Origin of the sequence: Saccharothrix variisporea (assembly GCF_003634995.1) — a bacterium.
Taxonomy (GTDB): Bacteria; Actinomycetota; Actinomycetes; order Mycobacteriales; family Pseudonocardiaceae; genus Actinosynnema; species Actinosynnema variisporeum.
In genome coordinates, this window is record NZ_RBXR01000001.1 from 6,408,568 (window position 1) to 6,426,017 (window position 17,450).

Annotated in this window: 18 protein-coding genes and 1 pseudogene; 9 read left to right on the top strand and 10 right to left on the bottom strand. The window is 72.2% G+C overall.

Annotation, left to right across the window (positions count from 1 at the left end; genetic code table 11):
* Positions 1–81 precede the first annotated feature (81 nt).
* From DFJ66_RS29200 to DFJ66_RS29215, 4 genes are all read left to right on the top strand, one after another.
* The gene (locus DFJ66_RS29200; RefSeq protein WP_121225772.1) at positions 82–2,523 is read left to right on the top strand and encodes a glycoside hydrolase family 2 protein; all 2,442 of its coding nucleotides are present in this window, start codon (positions 82–84) and stop codon (positions 2,521–2,523) included.
* Complete coding sequence (locus tag DFJ66_RS29205) at positions 2,520–3,356, top strand: LacI family DNA-binding transcriptional regulator (RefSeq protein ID WP_121231900.1); 837 nt, start codon at positions 2,520–2,522, stop codon at positions 3,354–3,356. Before DFJ66_RS29200 ends, DFJ66_RS29205 begins: the two co-directional genes overlap by 4 nt.
* Positions 3,357–3,364: 8 nt before the next feature.
* Complete coding sequence (gene mgrA, locus DFJ66_RS29210; RefSeq protein ID WP_121225774.1) at positions 3,365–4,351, top strand: L-glyceraldehyde 3-phosphate reductase; 987 nt, start codon at positions 3,365–3,367, stop codon at positions 4,349–4,351.
* Positions 4,352–4,426: 75 nt separating this feature from the next.
* A complete protein-coding gene (locus DFJ66_RS29215; protein ID WP_121225776.1) occupies positions 4,427–5,359 on the top strand; it encodes an ROK family protein in 933 nt (310 codons plus the stop codon).
* A gap of 102 nt (positions 5,360–5,461) precedes the next feature.
* Here DFJ66_RS29215 and DFJ66_RS29220 read toward each other — a convergent pair whose 3' ends face one another.
* The 3 genes from DFJ66_RS29220 to DFJ66_RS29230 all read right to left on the bottom strand — a co-directional run bounded on the left by DFJ66_RS29220 (position 5,462) and on the right by DFJ66_RS29230 (position 7,570).
* Complete coding sequence (locus tag DFJ66_RS29220; RefSeq protein ID WP_121225778.1) at positions 5,462–6,130, bottom strand: lytic polysaccharide monooxygenase auxiliary activity family 9 protein; 669 nt, start codon at positions 6,128–6,130, stop codon at positions 5,462–5,464.
* 199 nt (positions 6,131–6,329) lie between these two features.
* Positions 6,330–6,758, bottom strand: a complete 429-nt coding sequence (locus tag DFJ66_RS29225; protein WP_121225780.1) for a nucleoside deaminase — start codon at positions 6,756–6,758, stop codon at positions 6,330–6,332.
* Positions 6,755–7,570: an LLM class flavin-dependent oxidoreductase gene (locus tag DFJ66_RS29230; protein WP_121225782.1), complete on the bottom strand. Its 816-nt coding sequence runs from the start codon at positions 7,568–7,570 to the stop codon at positions 6,755–6,757. Before DFJ66_RS29230 ends, DFJ66_RS29225 begins: the two co-directional genes overlap by 4 nt.
* Before the next feature lie 93 nt (positions 7,571–7,663).
* Between DFJ66_RS29230 and DFJ66_RS29235 the strand changes: the two genes are divergently transcribed.
* Complete coding sequence (locus DFJ66_RS29235; RefSeq protein WP_121225784.1) at positions 7,664–8,113, top strand: Lrp/AsnC family transcriptional regulator; 450 nt, start codon at positions 7,664–7,666, stop codon at positions 8,111–8,113.
* Position 8,114: 1 nt separating this feature from the next.
* Here DFJ66_RS29235 and DFJ66_RS29240 read toward each other — a convergent pair whose 3' ends face one another.
* Genes DFJ66_RS29240 through bdeA form a run of 3 tightly spaced genes read right to left on the bottom strand, consistent with a single transcriptional unit; the run spans position 8,115 to position 10,510 of the window.
* Entirely contained in the window at positions 8,115–8,987 is an 873-nt protein-coding gene (locus tag DFJ66_RS29240) for a hypothetical protein (RefSeq protein ID WP_121225786.1), read from the bottom strand.
* Complete coding sequence (locus tag DFJ66_RS29245) at positions 8,984–9,583, bottom strand: RNA polymerase sigma factor (protein WP_121225788.1); 600 nt, start codon at positions 9,581–9,583, stop codon at positions 8,984–8,986. Before DFJ66_RS29245 ends, DFJ66_RS29240 begins: the two co-directional genes overlap by 4 nt.
* A gap of 54 nt (positions 9,584–9,637) precedes the next feature.
* Positions 9,638–10,510 carry a bis(hydroxyethyl) terephthalate hydrolase gene (gene bdeA / locus DFJ66_RS29250; protein WP_121225790.1) on the bottom strand — a complete coding sequence of 291 codons (873 nt, stop codon included), beginning with the start codon at positions 10,508–10,510 and terminating at the stop codon, positions 9,638–9,640.
* Between the two features lie 298 nt (positions 10,511–10,808).
* Here bdeA and DFJ66_RS29255 point away from each other — a divergent pair, with 298 nt between their 5' ends.
* Positions 10,809–13,430 (top strand): glycoside hydrolase family 3 protein, encoded by a 2,622-nt coding sequence (locus tag DFJ66_RS29255; protein ID WP_121225792.1) that lies wholly within the window; start codon positions 10,809–10,811, stop codon positions 13,428–13,430.
* A 59-nt stretch (positions 13,431–13,489) separates the two neighbouring features.
* Here DFJ66_RS29255 and DFJ66_RS29260 read toward each other — a convergent pair whose 3' ends face one another.
* Both DFJ66_RS29260 and DFJ66_RS29265 read right to left on the bottom strand, forming a co-directional pair.
* On the bottom strand, positions 13,490–14,050 hold the full coding sequence (locus tag DFJ66_RS29260) for an NAD(P)-dependent oxidoreductase (protein WP_246029949.1): 561 nt from the start codon (positions 14,048–14,050) through the stop codon (positions 13,490–13,492).
* The gene (locus tag DFJ66_RS29265) at positions 14,022–14,987 is read right to left on the bottom strand and encodes an EamA family transporter (RefSeq protein ID WP_121225796.1); all 966 of its coding nucleotides are present in this window, start codon (positions 14,985–14,987) and stop codon (positions 14,022–14,024) included. Before DFJ66_RS29265 ends, DFJ66_RS29260 begins: the two co-directional genes overlap by 29 nt.
* 65 nt (positions 14,988–15,052) lie before the next feature.
* Here DFJ66_RS29265 and DFJ66_RS29270 point away from each other — a divergent pair, with 65 nt between their 5' ends.
* Entirely contained in the window at positions 15,053–15,541 is a 489-nt protein-coding gene (locus DFJ66_RS29270; protein WP_121225798.1) for a MarR family winged helix-turn-helix transcriptional regulator, read from the top strand.
* Between the two features lie 53 nt (positions 15,542–15,594).
* Positions 15,595–15,939, top strand: coding sequence for a peptidase inhibitor family I36 protein (locus DFJ66_RS29275; protein WP_121225800.1), 345 nt, complete (start codon positions 15,595–15,597; stop codon positions 15,937–15,939).
* 18 nt (positions 15,940–15,957) lie between these two features.
* Here DFJ66_RS29275 and DFJ66_RS29280 read toward each other — a convergent pair whose 3' ends face one another.
* Both DFJ66_RS29280 and DFJ66_RS29285 read right to left on the bottom strand, forming a co-directional pair.
* The gene (locus tag DFJ66_RS29280; RefSeq protein WP_121225802.1) at positions 15,958–16,353 is read right to left on the bottom strand and encodes a hypothetical protein; all 396 of its coding nucleotides are present in this window, start codon (positions 16,351–16,353) and stop codon (positions 15,958–15,960) included.
* Entirely contained in the window at positions 16,346–16,726 is a 381-nt protein-coding gene (locus DFJ66_RS29285; protein WP_121225804.1) for a hypothetical protein, read from the bottom strand. The genes DFJ66_RS29280 and DFJ66_RS29285 overlap by 8 nt, the downstream gene beginning before the upstream one ends.
* A gap of 133 nt (positions 16,727–16,859) precedes the next feature.
* On the opposite strand from DFJ66_RS29285, the pseudogene DFJ66_RS44545 reads away from it, so the two are divergent.
* Positions 16,860–17,384 (top strand): annotated as a pseudogene (locus DFJ66_RS44545) (DUF6359 domain-containing protein); the annotation flags it as partial.
* Positions 17,385–17,450: the final 66 nt, after the last annotated feature.

The window sequence follows — 17,450 nt, forward strand, 5'->3', positions numbered from 1 at the left end:
CAGAACCCAACACGACAACACAACGAACAACAAGAACATACTTCGTTGACTTACTTTAGTTGCTGGCGTAAGAATCGCTCTATGATCCGGAGGACCTTGTTGCACGACGGCTGGCGGCTCCGCGCGGTGGGCGGCCCGATCCCGGAGCACATCGCGGACGTCGAGGTCCCCGCCCGGATACCCGGCAGCGCGCACCTCGACCTCCTCGCCGCCGGGCTCATCCCCGACCCCTACCTCGACCGCACCGAGGCCGACCTGGCCTGGGCGCACCGCGCGGACTGGCGGTTCACCCTCGACTTCACCGCCGAGGCGGCCCGGCCGGGCGAGCGCGTGGACCTCGCGTTCGACGGCCTGGACACCGTGGCCGCGGTCGAGCTCAACGGCGTGGTCCTGGGCAGCACCGCCAACATGCACCGGTCGTACCGGTTCGACGTGCGCGACCACCTCCGGGAGGGCGTCAACCAGCTGGTCGTGACGCTGCGGTCGGCGCTGACCTTCGCCGAGGAGCAGGAAGCGTCGCTGGGCTGGCGCGACCGCGCCTACGGCCACCCGTTCAACGCCATCCGCAAGATGGCCTGCTCGTTCGGCTGGGACTGGGGTCCCGACCTCCAGACCGCCGGCATCTGGCGCCCGGTCCGCCTGGAGCGCTGGGACACCGCCCGCCTGGCCGAGGTCCGTCCACTCGTGACCGTGGACGACGACGGCACGGGCCGGGTCGAGGTGCACGTGACGGTGGACCGGGCGTCCGATGCGCCGGTCGCGGTCGAGGCCACAGTGGACGGTCGGAGCGAGACGGTGGTCGTGGAGGGTGACCGGGCCGTGGTCACCGTCCTGGTGCCCGAGGTGGATCTGTGGTGGCCCGCCGGGTACGGCGACCACCCGCTCTACGACTTGGACGTCGTGCTCAAAGCCGGCGAGCCCGTGGACGAGCGGCACCGGCGCATCGGCTTCCGCACGATCACCGTGGACACCACCCCGGACGACATCGGCACCCCGTTCACCTTCGTGGTCAACGGCGAACCGATCTTCGCCAAGGGCGCGAACTGGATCCCGGACGACCACTTCGTCACCCGGATCACCCGCGACCGCCTGGCCCGCCGCGTGGACCAGGCCGTGGCCGCGAACATGAACCTGCTGCGGATCTGGGGCGGCGGCATCTACGAGTCCGAGGACTTCTACGACGTGTGCGACGAGCGCGGAGTCCTGGTGTGGCAGGACTTCCCGTTCGCCTGTGCCGCCTACGCCGAGGAGTCCCCGCTGTGGGAGGAGGTCGAGGCGGAGGCCCGCGAGCACGTCGCCCGCCTGACCTCGCACGCCTCCCTGGCGCTGTGGAACGGCAACAACGAGAACCTGTGGGGCTTCGCCGACTGGGGTTGGCCCGAGCAGCTCCAGGGCCGCACGTGGGGCCTGAGGTACTACCAGGAGCTGCTGCCCGCGATCGTCGCCGAGCTGGACCCGACCCGGCCCTACGCGCCCGGCAGCCCGTACAGCCCCGGTGACCTGCACCCCAACCTCGACACCCACGGCACCCGCCACGAGTGGGAGGTCTGGAACCGGGTCGACTACACCCACTACCGCGACTTCGTGCCCCGGTTCTGCTCCGAGTTCGGCTTCCAGGGACCGCCCACCTGGGCGACCCTGACGCAGTGGATCCACGACGAGCCGCTGTCGTCCACCGGCCCCGCGTTCCTGCTGCACCAGAAGGCCGAGGACGGCAACGGCAAGCTCGAACGGGGTCTCGCGCCGCACCTGCCGGTGCCCGAGGCGTTCGAGGACTGGCACTGGGCGACCCAGCTCAACCAGGCCCGCGCGGTGGCGTTCGGGGTCGAGCACTTCCGGTCGCACTGGCCGCGCACGGCCGGCGCGGTGGTGTGGCAGCTCAACGACTGCTGGCCGGTCACGTCGTGGGCGGCGATCGACAGCGAGGAGCGGCCCAAGCCGCTGTACTACGCCCTCCGGCACGCCTTCGCGCCGCGCCTGCTGACCGTGCAGCCGCGGGACGGGCGGGACGTCCTGGTCGCCGTCAACGACACCGACGAGGTCTGGACCGGCGAGGTCACCGCCACGCGGTGGACGTTCGCGGGCGAGGAACGGGCGGCGGCTAAGCTCGCCCTGGACGTGCCCGCCCGGTCGGTGGCCGTCCTGGACCTGGCGCCGGAGCTGCTGACCCCGGCCGACGCGGAGCGGGAGGTGCTGGTGGCGACCACGGCGGACGCGCGTGCCGTGCACCTGTTCCGCGAGGACGTCGACCTCGCCTACGACCCGTCGCCGCTGACCGCGACCGCGGTCGCCGTGCCGGAGGGGTACCGGGTGGACGTGCGCGCCACGTCGTTCGCCCGGGACGTCGCCGTGCTGGCCGACCGGGTCGCGCCGGACGCCGAGGTGGACGACGCCCTGGTCACCCTGACCGCCGGCGAGTCCCACTCGTTCCTGGTGCGCACGTCCGCGCGGCTCGACCCGGCCGCGCTGACCGGTCCGCTGGTGCTCAGGTCGGCGAACGGCCTGTGCGCGGTGCCCGCATGACGACCGGGTGCATCGGCCTGGTCCTGGCCCGCCCCGCGCGGCTGCTGGGCACCGAGCCGTTCTTCATGGAGTTCATCGCGGGCATCGAGGAGCGGCTGGCCGAGCGCGACCTGTCCGTGCTGCTGCACGTCGTGGGCGCGGAGGACGCGGAGATCGCGGCCTACCGGCGCTGGGCGGCCGGCGGCGTGGTGGACGCGGTGGTCGTGGTCAACCGGACCGCGGACGACCACCGCCCGGCCGTGCTGCGCGAACTGGGGCTGCCGGCCGTGTACGTGGGGGAGCCGGACGAGTCGGCCGTGCCCGCCGTGCGCACCGACGACGCCGGTCCCGTGGGCGAGGTGCTGTCCTACCTGCTCGACCTGGGCCACCGCCGGATCGCGCGCGTGAGCGGACCGGAAGCCCTCCTGCACACCCGCGCCCGCACGGCCGCGCTGCTGGCGGGTTGCGCGGAGGCGGGGGTCGAGCCGGTGGTCCTGGAGGGCGACTACTCGGAGGAGTCCGGCGCGAAGCTCACCGCCGCGCTCCTGGACGCCCCCGAACCGCCCACCGCGATCCTGTACGACAACGACGTCATGGCGGTCGCGGGCCTGGGCACCGCCAAGGCGCGCGGGGTCGCCGTGCCCGAGCGGCTGAGCCTGGTCGCCTGGGACGACTCCACGCTGTGCCGGCTGGCCTCGCCCGCGCTCACCACCATGAGCGTGGACGTGCACCAGTTCGGCGTCTGCGTCGCCGAGTCCGTGCTGGAACTCGTCGACGGCTCGCCGGTCACCGAGCGCTGGTCGCCGACCGCGACCCTGGTGCCGCGCGAGAGCACCGCCGCACCTCCCGCCTGAGGAGAACCATGAGCCACACCGCCGCGCCGACGCGGTACGACGCCATGCCCTACCGCCGGTCCGGCCGCAGCGGGCTGAAGCTGCCCGCCGTGTCCCTGGGGCTGTGGCACAACTTCGGCCACGACAAGGCGCTGGACGACCAGCGGGCGATCGTGCGCCGGGCGTTCGACCTCGGGGTGACCCACTTCGACCTGGCCAACAACTACGGTCCGCCGCCCGGGTCGGCCGAGGAGAACTTCGGCCGGCTGTTCGCCGACGACCTCGAGCCGTACCGGGACGAGATCATCATCTCCACCAAGGCCGGCTACCACATGTGGGAAGGTCCCTACGGCGAGTGGGGTTCCCGCAAGTACCTGGTGTCCTCTTTGGACCAATCCCTGCGCCGCCTGGGGCTGGACTACGTGGACATCTTCTACCACCACCGCCCGGACCCCGACACACCCCTCGAAGAGACCATGGCGGCGCTGGACCACGTGGTGCGCCAAGGCAAAGCCCTCTACGTCGGCATCTCGAACTACTCCGCCGAGCAGACCCGTGCCGCCGCCGCGATCCTCGAGGACCTCGGCACCCCGTTGCTGATCCACCAGCCGTCGTACTCGATGGTCAACCGCTGGATCGAGGACGGCCTGCTGGCGGCCCTGGACGAGGTCGGCGCGGGCAGCATCGCGTTCTCCCCGCTGGCGCAGGGCGTCCTGACCGACCGCTACCTCGGCGGCATCCCGGAGGGTTCCCGCGCGGCCGGCCCGAGCCCGTTCCTCGGCACCGCCAACCTGGACGAGGCGACCCTGACCAAGGTGCGCGCGCTCAACGACATCGCGGCGCAGCGCGGCCAGTCGCTGGCGCAGATGGCCATCGCCTGGGTCCTGCGCAGCGTCACGTCCGCGCTGGTCGGTGCGTCGAGCACGCGGCAGTTGGAGGACAACGTGGCCGCCACGGCGAACCTGGACTTCTCGGCCGCGGAACTGTCCGACATCGACCGCGTCCTGCGTGGCTGACATGCTTGCGGCGCACCGGTTCCTGTCCTGCTTGTCATCTTGCCCCGGCTCTGCTTAATCGGTTAACTCGATCCCATGTCACACGACCCGCTCGCGCTGGCCATCGACGTCGGCGGCACGAAACTGGCCGCCGCGCTGGTGGCCCCGAACGGCACGATCACCGCCCGCCGCACCACACCCACCCCCGCCGGCGACGGCGAGGCGGTGTGGCGGGCACTGGCCGACATCGTCGGGGACCTCCTCGCGACCGACCCGCTGGTCCTGGGCGCCGGCATCGCGTCCGCGGCCCCGATGGACCTGCGCACCGGCACCGTCAGCCCGGTGAACATCCCCGGCTGGCGCGGTTTCCCGATCGTCGAGCGGACCGCCGCCCTGCTGCCCGGCCTGCCGGTGCGGCTGGGCGGGGACGCGCAGTGCATGGCGCTGGCGGAGTACCACCACGGCACCGGCCGGGGCAGCCGGTGCCTGCTGGGCATGGTCGTGTCCACCGGCATCGGCGGCGGTTTCGTCTTCGACGGCCGCGCGCACTTCGGCACGTCCGGCAACGCGGGGCACGTCGGCCACTTCGTCGTGGACCCGGCCGGCCCCGAATGCCGTTGCGGCGCAAGGGGTTGCGCGGAGGCGATCGCCAGCGGCCCGTCCATGGTCCGCTGGGCGCGAGAGCGGGGCTGGCGGCCGGCCGGCGACACGGCGGACGGCGTGGCGTTGGCGGCGGCGGCCCGTGCCGGCGACGAGGTGGCGCGGGCGGCGTTCCAGCGCTCCGGCGCGGCGGTGGCGCACGTGATCACCGTGGCGTCCGCGTTGTGCGAGATCGACCGGGTGGTGATCGGCGGGGGCGTGGCCCAGGCGTGGGACCTGCTCGAGCCGGCCGTCACCGGTGCCCTGGCGGGCTGGCCGGGTTTGGAGTTCATGCGAGCCGTGGAGGTGCTCCCGGCGACCCTCGGCGTGGACGCGGGCCTCATCGGAGCGGCGGCCCTGGTCGCCGACCTGACCCCGGCGGTGCTGTAGCCGCGCGCCGCGGCGAGGCGTTCTCCGGCGACGACGGGTGCGGCGGCCTCCAGCCACCGCACCCGTCGACCCGCCGCCCGGGTCACCGCCGAAGCGGTGTCATCACTGGAAGTTCACGTCGCTGCACAGGTAGTACGCCTGGTCCATGTGGCTGGCCTGCCAGATCGTGAAGACCACGTGCCGGCCGGTGCGGGTGCCCGCGTCGACCTGGGCCTGGTAGAGGCCGGTGGTCGGGTAGCGGCCGGTGGAGGCGACCAGTTCGAGGTTGCTCCAGCCCAGCGGCTGGGTGGTCGGGTCGAACCCCTGGCGCGTGATGTAGATGCGCAGGTAGTCCGCACCGTGCCGGGCCTGGTCGGTGATGGTCAGCGTGAACTGCCGCGGCTTGGTCGCGGTCTGCCACGGCCCGACCGCGTCCAGCGCCCGGTACCGACCGGCCTCGGTGAGCCCGCCGCTGCACAGTTGCCCGTTGGGCAACGCGCCCTGGTGGTTGCCGGCCACGCCGTTGCGGTAGAGGCCGTTCCAGTTCCACATGGCGTTGGGGTCGGTCTTCCAGGCCTGCGCGCACATCGGGTCGATCTGCCCCATGTTGGGGTTCAGGTGGTCACTGCCCCAGCGCTGGTAGCAACCGTAGTTGCGGGACGGCGGGTCGGTGACCGAACCGTGCGCACCGGCCACGCCGGGGGTGACGACGAGTGCGACGAGGCCGGCCGCCACCACCCCCAACACAGCCGTGAAAACGCCCACGAGCCGGGAACCGCGTCTGAAGGTCATGTGTCCTCCACGATGAGGATGGCCAATGACTGGGAGCGCTCCCAGTTCCACAAGGTAGCGAACTAATCACCAACTGTGAACCCACAACCTCAGTCGGACACCAAAAACCCGCCAACCAGCCCAAACCGGGCGCTCCCCGCGGCCCCGGCGCCACTCGGCCGCACCGCCACGCGACCACCGGGCCGACCGCGCTACGCGATCAGGGGTAGTAGCCCTCGACCGGAACCCGGGCCTCCTCGAACAGGAACGGCCCCTCGGTCGGCACCGCCGGGAACCCGCCCCCGGTCTTCAACCCGTTGAGCTGCTCGCCCGACAACGCGAACACGACCCGCCCGATCCCCGACCGCGCCAACGCCCCCGCGCACATCCCGCACGGCTCGCAGCTGGTGTACATGGTGGTCCCGGCGGCGGTCTCCGGGTCCAGCTCCCGCGCCGCCCACCGCGCCAGCTTCAACTCGGGGTGGGCCGTGATGTCCGAGTCGGTGATGCTGGAGTTGCGCTCCTCCACCAGCACCGCCCCGTCCGGGCCGACCAGCAGCGACCCGAACGGCGGGTTCCCGCCCTCCCGCGCCTCCGCCGCCAACGCGATCGCGCGCCTCAACAACGCCTCGTCCACCGCACCGCTCACCGGAACTCCTCCCTCATCGCCGCCACCGCGGCCAGCGCCTGCCAAGCCACCTCGGGCCGCAGTGTCTCGTCCGGGTCGCCGACGAACGGATCGAGCACGACCGCGTCCACCCCGTCCGAGCGCAAGCCCGCCAAGTCCGCCGCGACCTGCGCCGCGGTCCCTTCTCCCAGCCGCCGATCCGGACCGTCCACAGCCGACTCCGTCAACCGCAACAGGATCCGCGGCGCCAACCCCGGCACGGCCCGCCCCTCCGCCTCGGCGACGGCGGTCAACCGCTCGACCCCCTCACGCCACTGCGCCGGCGTCAAGCGCAACGGGTGCCAGGCGTCGCCGAGCCGCACGGCCCGCCGCAGCGCGCCGTCGCTCTGGCCGCCGATCCACACGGGAACGTCCACCTCGCGCACCGCCGCGACGACCTCGTCCGTCCGCCGCCCCCGCTCCGCGAACGGCACGCCGAGCGCCGCGAACTCCTGCCGCGCCCACCCGACCCCCACGCCGAGCACGAGCCGCCCCCCGCTCAGCGCGTCCAGGTTCGCGGCCATCCGCGCCACCAGCAGCGGGTGCCGGTACGGGGCGATGAGCACCGTCGTCCCCAGCGTGATCCGCTCGGTCACGCCGGCCAGCCACGACAACGTGGTGAACGGCTCGTAGAACGGCTCCGGGTACTGCTCCGCCACGTCGGGTGTGATCACCACGTGGTCGGACACCATGAGCAGGTCGAACCCCAGCCCCTCCACCGTCCGCGCCCAGTCGCGCAGCACCCCGGGGTTCGTCCCGGGCCCGAAGTTGGGCACGTTCACGCCGATTCGCACGTGATCAAGCCTAGGCCCGTGCCGGCGTCCCCCAAACCCGGACTTCACGGTAGAACCCGCGTTCCACCGCAAGATCCACGGTAATCTGCCCGCATGGCCGAGACCCTCGACCCGACCGACTGGGCGATCCTCACCGAGCTCCAGTCCGACGGGCGGATCGCGCTCACCGAGCTGGGCCGCCGGGTCAACCTCAGCGCCTCCGCCGTCACCGAGCGGGTGAAGCGGCTGGAGGCGGCCGGGGTGATCACCGGGTACCGGGCCGCGGTGGACCTGGACCGGGTCGGGTACCCGGTGCTGGCCGTGGTGCGCCTGAAGTACCCCGGCAACCGGCACGAACCCCTGCACCGGCTGCTCGCCGAGCGCACCGAGGTCCTGGAGTGCCTGCGCACCACCGGGGAGGACTGCTACACGCTCAAGGTCGCCGCCACCTCCATGCCCCACCTGGAGCGCGTGGTGAACGAGCTGACCGCGTTCGGCAGCACCACGACCAACATCGTCTACCGCGAGACCCTGCCCTACCGCGGGGTGGCCGAGCCGTCGTAGCTCACTTCCACCGCACGGCCTTGTCGCACGTGGCCGGGTCGGGGTTGTTCCACGAGCCGAACACCACCTTGCCGTCCGGCGTGACGTAGCACTTCTGCGCCAACTCGGTGCTCGACCCCAGCAGGTTCCCGGCCTTGTCGTAGGCCCGCACCTCGAACCCCTCGACCTGGGGTATCGACCAGTCGGTCGGGAAGATGTTGCGCGCGACGAACGTGCCGTTGGCGATGGTCGCCTCCGCGGTCTGGCCGTCGTAGGTGAACGTGACCCGCGCGACCTCCGGGGTGACCCGGCCGGCGGCCGTGGCGGTGCCGTGCTGACCCCGGTAGATCGCCTTGTTGCCCGGGACGTCGCCGCCGGCGCTGCCGCCGTTGGTGTCCACCGCGAACGGGCCGGGGAGCCACGCCGGGTCGAAGCCGCTGCTGAACCCGGCGTTGTAGGGCATCGACGGGCCGTCGATGGTGCAGCTCAGCGCCGCGTTCTCGGTGTAGACCAGGGCCCACTTGCCGGCCTCGTCCTCGCCGTACTGGTAGAGCGTGCCCTTGCCCGAGCCGGGGCCGATGCGGACGCAGCCCTGCTCGATCTCGGCGATCCGCTCGGGCGTGAGCCCCGCGATGACCGGCTTGGTGGGGGCGGCGCTGGTGGTCGTGGGCAGGACGGTGGTCGTCTCCTGCCGCGCCGGCCCCACGGCCTCGGGCCGCTGCCAGGGCTGCAGGAAGGCCACGACCGCGACCACGGCGCCCACCGCCGTCACCGCCGTGACCAGGGGAGCGAAGCGGAAGGACGAGCGTGCCGACACCGCGCGTTCGACCTCGGCGCGGATCTCGGCCTGGCGGCCGGGGGGCAGGTCGCGGGTCGGGGGGAGCGTGCTGTTCATCGGTCCTCCACGGTGAGTGCGGCGAGCGGGACGACCGGGGGCTGCTGGGCGAACATCCGCCCCAACCGGGCCTTGGCCTTGCTGACCCGCGCGCGGACGCTGACCTCGGCGATGCCCAGCACGGCGGCGGCGTCGGCGTAGGACACGCCGGACCACACGCACAGCGCCAGCGCCTCGCGCTCGTTGCGGGGCAACCGGTTCACGGCCGCCAGCAGCTCGCGCATCCGGCGCTGGTCGTCCACCCGTTCCGCGACCAGGTCGGCGTGGTCGGGCACCGGCTGTTCCACCGGGACGCGGTGGAACAGCCGGAGCCGACGCGCGGCCGACCGGCGGTCGCTGCGCACCACGTTGGTCGCCACCGCCAGGAGCCAGGGCAGGGCCGAGTCGCGCTCCAGGCGCAGCCGGTCCCGCTTGCGCCAGGCCAGCAGGAACGTGGCCTGGAGGTGGTCCTCGGCGGCGGCCCAGGACGCGGAGAGCCGGAAGCAGTGGTTGTAGACCGCCTTGGCGTGCCGGTCGAACAGCACCCCGAAGGCGTGCCCACTGCCCGCCGCGGCCTGGGCCCACAGCGCGCGGTCGTCGGGGTCTTCGGTCGTCATACCCCTACGTGTCCGCCGGGAGGAGAGGTGTTGCCAGGGTTTTCGAGAGCACCGCTACGAGTACGAGCAGGTGTCCCGGTACTCCGAGATGGTCGTGGCCCGAGGGGTCGGGCACAGGAACTGCTCGTAGCGGGTGTCGTTGTCGATGAACCGCTTGAGCCACGAGATCGAGAACTTCGCGATCGTCGTGTTCGGGCTGTTCGGGGCGTAGTGGCTCGCGCCGGCCAGCTCCAGGTAGGCCTTGTCCAGGGTGGCCGGCAGGCTCTCGTAGAACGGCTCCGAGTGCTGGGTGACGGAGGCCACGGTGTCGTTCTGCGCGCCGATGACCAGCGTCGGCACCTGCACGGTGGACCAGTTCTTGGTGGTGTTCCACGGCGTCAGCGGGATGGCCGCCTGCAACGAGGGCCGGTCCTTGGCCGCCTCCAGCGTGCCGCCGCCGCCCATGGAGTGGCCCATGACGCCCAGGCGGGTGGCGTCGATGCGGGACCGGGCCGAGCTGCTGGTGGTCAGGTAGTCCAGCGCGGCCAGCAGCTGGTCGCCCCGGGAGGCGGGCTGGTCGTAGCGGGACAGCGTGTCGATGGTGAACACGACGAAGCCCTGGGAGGCCAGCCGCGGGCCGAGCCAGGAGATGCTGGACTGGCTGGCGGTGTAGCCGGGCGCGATGGCGACCGCGCCGAACGTGCCGTCCGCGGTGCTGGTGGGGTAGGTGATGGTGCCGCCGCCGAAGCCGCGCACGCTCGCCGCCGAGACCGTGGTCTGGGCGACCGCGTACGGGCCGCGGGTGGCTTCGATGCTCGCGGTCGTGGGCGCGGGGCCCCGCTCGTAGGGGTTGTCGGCGGCTTGCGCGGTGACCGGGCTCGCGGAGACGAGCGCCAGCGCCGCGGCGGCCACCACCGCACGCCGGGACAGGGTCGCGGACAGGGACATGGGGAGGCTCTTTTCCTGGTACCTGGTACAGGGCAAGGACTTGGCGGAGAGAGTCCTCTGTGGACGCGGTGTCCGGAGCGCATTCTCACCCGTTACCTACTCGCGAGTCAAACAGAACCGGTCCAGCTCGTCTCGATTGGTTGACCGACTGAACTTCCACTGTCAACCGCCGTTCCGGCGCAGCTCGCGGGGCCGTACGGCTGAGCTGCGCGGAAGCGCTCTCACGAAACCCTTGACCGAGCCAGTTCGCGCCGTGAGGATCGGGCGCGACAAAGCCGTCGAGGAACGGACCCCACCGATGTCCCGCACACACCGCAGACCCCGCCGGGGCGTCAGCGCCCTGCTCGCCGCGGTCGTCGCCACCGGCACCCTGGTCACCGGCAGCGCGACCGCCGCGCCGGCCCAGCCCGTCGTCGGCGAACCCCGCACCGAGCACGGCTGCGCCCGCATCGAGAAGACCCTGCCCACCCTGGCCGACTGGCCCAAGGTGGAGAGCCGCGTCAAGTCCTCGCCCGGGGACGAGCGCCGGATCAAGAAGATCCTCGACGGGATGACCCTGGCCGAGAAGGTCGGCCAGATGACGCAGCCGGAGATCGGCGCGATCACCCCGGACGAGGTCCGGCAGTACGGCATCGGGTCCGTCCTCAACGGCGGCGGCTCGTGGCCCGGCCGCGACAAGCACGCCGCCCCGCAGGCCTGGCTGGACCTCGCCGACGCGTACTGGACGGCGTCCAAGGCCACCCGCACCGGCATCCCGGTGATCTGGGGCATCGACGCCGTGCACGGCAACAACAACGTCTACGGCGCCACCCTGTTCCCGCACAACATCGGCCTGGGCGCGGCGCACGACCCGTGCCTGGTCCGCGACATCGGCCAGGCCACCGCCGACCAGATCCGCGCCACCGGCCAGGACTGGGCGTTCGCACCGACCCTGGCCGTGGTCCGCGACGACCGCTGGGGCCGCACCTACGAGGGCTTCTCCGAGGACCCGCGCATCACCCGCGCCTACGGCTACGAGGCCGTCAAGGGCCTCCAGGGTTCCAGCCACCGCCGGGTGGACGTGCTGGCCACGGCCAAGCACTTCATCGGCGACGGCGGCACGCTCGGCGGCAAGGACCAGGGCGTGAACCCGTCCTCGGTCGCCGACATGATCAACATCCACGGCCAGGGCTACTACGGCGCGCTCGCCGCCGGCGCCCAGACCGTCATGGTGTCGTTCAACAGCTGGACCAACACCGACCTGGGCATCGACGAGGGCAAGCTGCACGGCTCCAAGCTCGCCGTCAACGACATCCTCAAGGGCAAGATCGGCTTCGACGGCCTGGTCGTGTCCGACTGGAACGGCATCGGCCAGGTCGCCGGCTGCACCAACGACAGCTGCCCGCAGGCGGTCAACGCCGGCATCGACGTGATCATGGTGCCCAACGACTGGAAGGCGTTCATCGCCAACACCATCGCCCAGGTCGAGTCGGGCCAGATCCCGATGTCCCGCATCGACGACGCCGTCACCCGCATCCTGCGCGTCAAGCTGCGCAGCGGCGTGCTGGACGGTGTGAAGCCGTCCGAGCGCGAGCACGCGGGGTCGCAGGAGGCGCTGGAAGCGCGGCGGTTGGCGCGTGAGGCCGTGCGGAAGTCCCAGGTGCTGCTGAAGAACAACAACCACGTGCTGCCGCTGTCCTCGCGCGCCAAGGTCCTGGTGGTCGGCAAGAGCGCGGACAGCATGGCCAACCAGAGCGGCGGCTGGACCCTGTCCTGGCAGGGCACCGGCAACACCAACGCCGACTTCCCGAACGGGACCACGGTGCTGGGCGGGCTGCGCGAGGCGCTGGGCGAGGCGAACGTCGTCTTCTCGGAGAAGGGCGACGTCGACCCGGCGGGCTTCGACGCCGTGATCGCCGTGATCGGCGAGACCCCGTACGCCGAGGGCGTGGGCGACATCGGCAAGCGCTCGCTGGAGGCGGCCAAGCTGTACCCGCAGGACCTGGCCGTGCTGGACAAGGTCAGCGGCAAGGGCACGCCGGTGGTCACGGTCTACATCTCCGGGCGCCCGCTGCACGTGAACAAGGAACTCAACCGCTCCGACGCGTTCGTGGCCGCGTGGCTGCCCGGCACCGAGGGCGGCGGCGTCGCGGACCTGCTGGTCCGGGGCCGGTACAGCTTCCCCGGCTACACGGGCACGCTGTCCTACTCGTGGCCGCGCGGCGCCTGCCAGACCCCGCTCAACCCTGGCACCGAGGGCTACGACCCGCTGTTCAAGCCCGGCTACGGCCTGCGCTCCTGGCAGACCGGCAACGTCGGTCAACTGGACGAGACGTCCCCGGCGTCCTGCTCCGGCGACGGTGGCGGCGGCACGGCGACCGAGGACCTGGAGCTGTTCGTGCGCCAGGACATCGCGCCCTACAAGAGCTTCATCGGCTCGCCGGAGAACTGGGGCCTGGAGATCGGCCCCGACGGCGAGGCGACGCAGGCCAACGTGGGCACCGTGCCGGCGGACGTCAACGTGCAGGGCGACGCCCTGAAGACCACGTGGACCGGCGCCGGCCCGGGGCAGGTCTACGTGCAGAACCCGCTCGCCGGCTCCGACCTGCGCGGGTACCTGAACGCCGAGGGGGCGTTGGTGTTCGACGTGGTGGTGCACCAGGCCCCGGCGGCTCGGACCGTGGTGAGCACGCACTGCCAGTACCCGTGCCTGGCGGAGGTCGAGGCGACCAACCTGTTCAAGGGGTTGGCGGGGGCGGGGAAGGCGACGGTCAAGATCCCGTTGCAGTGCTTCGCCCAGGGCGGGTTGGACCTGGAGAACGTCAACACGCCGTTCCTGGTCTACACGGAGGGTGCGTTCCAGGCGTCCTTCGCGAACATCCGGTGGGTGCCCAAGGCGGCCCTCGACCCGGACGCGCGGTCCTGCGCCGATCTGAACTAGCGCCGATCTGAGCCAGCGCCGAGCGGGGCGGTCTTCGACGGGCCGCCCCGCTCGTGGCGTCAATGGGCGACGGTGAAGCGCGTCCGCCGGTGGCGAGGCTCGGCGACTTCGTCCAGCAGCGCCACGGCGAAGTCCTCCAGCGAGATGGCGGAAACACCCCGGGCGTCGACGACCAGGTCGTCCCGGCCCAGCCGGTAGGACCCGGTCCGCTCGCCCGGCTCGATCGACGCCGGCGGGCTCACGTACGTCCAGTCCACCTCGTGCTCGTCCGCGAGCACCGCGTACTGCTCGGCGCAGGCCAAGGCGATGGGCAGGACGTCGGCCGGGAAGTCGGGTTCTTCGTGCAGCAGCACCCCGTTCGGCGTCCGCAAGGTGGCCGCGCCACCCACGACGACCAACCGGGTCCCGCTCGACCGCACGCCTTCCAGCAACGCCTTGGCCGTGACCACCAGGTCCCGCTCGGCACCGGCCACCGGCCGGGTCGCGCTGATCACCACGTCGGTGCCGGCGGCCACCCGAGCCACCTGGGCGGGGTCGGTCGCGTCGGCCGCCACGAAGTCCGGCCGGGGCGAGCGCGCGACCCGCGTGACGTCATGCCCGCGCCGGAACGCTTCGGTCACCACTCGGCTCCCGACGGCTCCCGCCGCCCCGAACACCGCGATCCGCACCGGAATTCCCCCCTTGCTCCCGGGTCACCGACTTCTGTGCCCCCGACTTCTGTGCCCCCGACTTCTGGGCGACCACCAACGAACCGAGCACGACGACCGCGCCCAGCACCTGCCACGCCGTGAGGTCCTGACCCAGCGCCAGCCAGCCGACCAGCGTCGCCACGACCGGGCTGAGCAGGCCGAGGAACGTCACCTCGGTGGCCTTCAGCAGCTTGATGCCGCGGAACCACAGGCTGTAGGCGAGGGCCGCCCCGACCAGGCCCAGGTAGCCGTACCCCAGCCAGTTGCGGGCGGTGATCGCGTCCGGCAGGCCCTCGACCACCAGGGTCACCGGCACCAGCAGCAGCCCGCCCCAGACCAGTTGCCACCCCGTGGACGCCAGCAGGGGCGCGGGGGAGGGCCAGCGCTTGCTCAGGACCACGCCCGCCGCCATGACCGCCGCGCCGCCGAGGGCCGCCGTGACGCCCAGCCAGTCGAGCGCGGCGTTGGCGCGCAGCACCAGCAGGCTCACGCCGAGGATGCCCGCGACCGCCGCGAGGGCGACCCGCAAGGTCATCTTCTGGCCCAGCAGCGCGGCCGACAGGCCGGCGACGACCAGCGGCTGGACCGCGCCCACGGTGGCCGCCACCCCGCCCGGCAGCCGGTAGGCGGCGAGGAACAGCAGCGGCAGGAAGGCGCCGATGTTCAGCGCCCCCAGTATCAGCGACCGCCACCACCAGTCGCCCTTCGGCAACCGGCGGGTGATCAGGACCAGCAGCAGGCCCGCGGGCAGCGCGCGCAGGAGGCCGGCCAGCAGCGGTCGGTCCGGCGGGAGGTACTCGGTGGTGACGTAGTAGGTCGTGCCCCAGATCGCGGGGCCCAGCGCGGTGACCACTCGGTTGCTTAGCACTAAGCCAAACTATCTCATCGCTAAGCTACCGGGTCGGTGATTTGTCTCACCGCTAAGGTAGATGCGTGGCAGACCACGTCGACCTCGTCCTGAGCCAGTGGCACGCGCGGCGGCCCGACCTGGACGTGTCCCCGATGGCGGTGCTCGGCCGCCTCAGCCGCTTCGCCCGGGTGGTCGAGGCCGCCCAGCGCGACACGTTCGCCCGGCACGGCCTCGACCGGGCGTCCTTCGACGTCCTGGCCACCCTGCGGCGCAGCGACCCGCCGCACTGCCTGACGCCCACGGAGCTGATGCGGGCCTCGATGGTCACCTCGGGAGCGATCACCCAGCGTCTGGACCGCCTGGAGGCCCGGGGGCTGGTGAGCCGGCGGCCCAGCGAGGTGGACGGCCGCGGGGTCGTCGTCTCGCTGACCGACGAGGGCCGGACCCTGGTCGACGCGGCCCTGCCCGACCACATCGCCACCGGCAACCGCCTGCTCGCGGCCCTCGACCCGGACGCCCGCGAGGCCCTCGCCGCCACCCTCCGCACCCTGCTGGAGGCGCACGAGTCCTAGATCGTCGGGGCCCGGGGCCGGCAAGGTGGGTGGACAACCGATTGGGGGAAAGCATGAGGAAGATCGCCCTTGCCGGCGCGGTCGTCGTGGCCGCCGCGTTGGTCGGCGCCACGCCGGCCGCCGCGACGGTCAGCCCGCACTGCCAGGACGGCGGCTACTGCCTGTTCTCCGGCACGAACTTCACCGGCACGAAGGCCGTGCTGCCGACCACCCGCGGCTGCCGCGCGGTGAGCACGCTCGGCTTCACGCCCGCGCGCTCGGCGGCTCGCGGCTACGGGGACGGGTACGCGCTGGAGCTGTACTCGGACACGTCCTGCACCACCTCGGTGGCCACCGTGTTCGACGAGGTCCCGGACACGAACGCCCGGTCCTACGCGCTCATCCCGATCCCGGGCTGAGCCCGCCGCGCCGGACGGCTACGCGGTCGCGACCGCCGTCCGGCGCAGCCACAGCAGGCCGAGCACCGGCAGCACCAGCGGGATGAGCAGGTAGCCGCTGCCGAAGTGGGACCACACCGTGGCCTGGGGGAACCACGAGGGCTTCAGGAAGCTCACCGCCCCGACCACGACCACGCCCACCAGTTCGACCACGCACGACACCCAGGCGACCCGCCGTGACGCCCGGCTCCCCACGGCCAGCGTCACGGTGGCCACCACGTACACGACCGCCGCGAACGCCGACAGCAGGTACGCCACGGGCGCCTCGGCGAACCGGGTCGCGATCTGCACCCCCGACCGCGCCGACGCCGCCACCGCGAACAGCCCGTACACGGCGATCAGCAACCGCCCGGGACCCGACCGCGTGTCAGGCATGACCAGCCCAGATCTGCTGGAGCCGCAGGATCATCACCGGCACGCTCAGGCACCCGACCACGAGCACCGCCGCGCCCCACCGGGACCGTTCCGCGATCGCCCAGAACCCGGCCAGCGGCAGCACGACCACCGGGCCCACCAGGTAGCCGACGAACGTGGCCGACGAGATCTCGCGGTCCAGCCCGACCAGCTTCACCACCCCGATCACGGCCTGCACGAGCAGTCCCAGTTCCAGCAGCACCACCGCGCCGGCGATGCCCAGCGTGAGCCCGGTGTCCAGGGTCAGCGGCTTGTCGAGCACCGCCAGCAGCAGGGCCCAGGCGGCGCAGACGAGCGCGAGCACGATCAGCGCCGTGGGCAGGAAGTCGATCATCGAAGCAGGTCCTCCACGGGGAGAACTCTAAGGGCACGTGACGGACGCGGCGGTCGGCCACCCACCTCGGCGAACGCGGCCAGCACGCACACGGCGTCGTGGTCCGCACCGCGTGACGACCCACCAACCGGTCATGTCCCGGCCACCTCGGCGTGAGTCGCCAATCACTCGATCGTGGTCATTTCCGTGCGATGCTGCCTCGGTGATCGCGTGCTGTCACCCTGCGACGCCGCTATCGGGGAAAGGACACCCAACCGTGCGAAAGTTCCCCTGGCGACTGGCCGGCGCACTCACCGCCACCGCCACGATCGTCACCACCCTGCTCCTGCCGACCTCCGCCTCGGGCACGACACCCCTCACCGTCACCGAGGCGATCAGCCGGCAGGACGGCTCGACGGCCACCGTGCGCGGCTACGTCGTCGGCCAGCCGACCGCGACCACCACCGTGGTCCGGTCGAACTTCCCCAACGACTACGCCCTAGCCCTCGCCGACACCGCCGGCCAGACCAGCACCGGCCAGATGCTGTACGTGCAGATCCCGTCCGCGTTCCGGTCGGCGTGGGGCCTGCGCACCAACCCGAGCCTGCTGGGCAAGCGCATCGACGTCACCGGCACCCTGTCGGCGTACTTCTCCCACCCGGGCCTCACGTCGTCCACGGCCTTCGCCTTCGCGTCCACCACCACGACGACCACCACGCCCCCGGCAACGAGCACCACCAGTGCT

Bases quoted from the DNA above. Each gene is read 5' to 3' on its own strand.
- DFJ66_RS29275 (WP_121225800.1), top strand. From the start codon at position 15,595: ATGAGGAAGATCGCCCTTGCCGGCGCGGTCGTCGTGGCCGCCGCGTTG.
- mgrA (WP_121225774.1), top strand. From the start codon at position 3,365: ATGAGCCACACCGCCGCGCCGACGCGGTACGACGCCATGCCCTACCGC.
- DFJ66_RS29220 (WP_121225778.1), bottom strand. From the start codon at position 6,130: ATGACCTTCAGACGCGGTTCCCGGCTCGTGGGCGTTTTCACGGCTGTG.
- DFJ66_RS29235 (WP_121225784.1), top strand. From the start codon at position 7,664: ATGGCCGAGACCCTCGACCCGACCGACTGGGCGATCCTCACCGAGCTC.
- DFJ66_RS29285 (WP_121225804.1), bottom strand. From the start codon at position 16,726: ATGATCGACTTCCTGCCCACGGCGCTGATCGTGCTCGCGCTCGTCTGC.
- DFJ66_RS29200 (WP_121225772.1), top strand. From the start codon at position 82: ATGATCCGGAGGACCTTGTTGCACGACGGCTGGCGGCTCCGCGCGGTG.
- DFJ66_RS29280 (WP_121225802.1), bottom strand. From the start codon at position 16,353: ATGCCTGACACGCGGTCGGGTCCCGGGCGGTTGCTGATCGCCGTGTAC.
- DFJ66_RS29205 (WP_121231900.1), top strand. From the start codon at position 2,520: ATGACGACCGGGTGCATCGGCCTGGTCCTGGCCCGCCCCGCGCGGCTG.
- DFJ66_RS29215 (WP_121225776.1), top strand. From the start codon at position 4,427: ATGTCACACGACCCGCTCGCGCTGGCCATCGACGTCGGCGGCACGAAA.
- bdeA (WP_121225790.1), bottom strand. From the start codon at position 10,510: ATGTCCCTGTCCGCGACCCTGTCCCGGCGTGCGGTGGTGGCCGCCGCG.
- DFJ66_RS29240 (WP_121225786.1), bottom strand. From the start codon at position 8,987: ATGAACAGCACGCTCCCCCCGACCCGCGACCTGCCCCCCGGCCGCCAG.
- DFJ66_RS29245 (WP_121225788.1), bottom strand. From the start codon at position 9,583: ATGACGACCGAAGACCCCGACGACCGCGCGCTGTGGGCCCAGGCCGCG.
- DFJ66_RS29255 (WP_121225792.1), top strand. From the start codon at position 10,809: ATGTCCCGCACACACCGCAGACCCCGCCGGGGCGTCAGCGCCCTGCTC.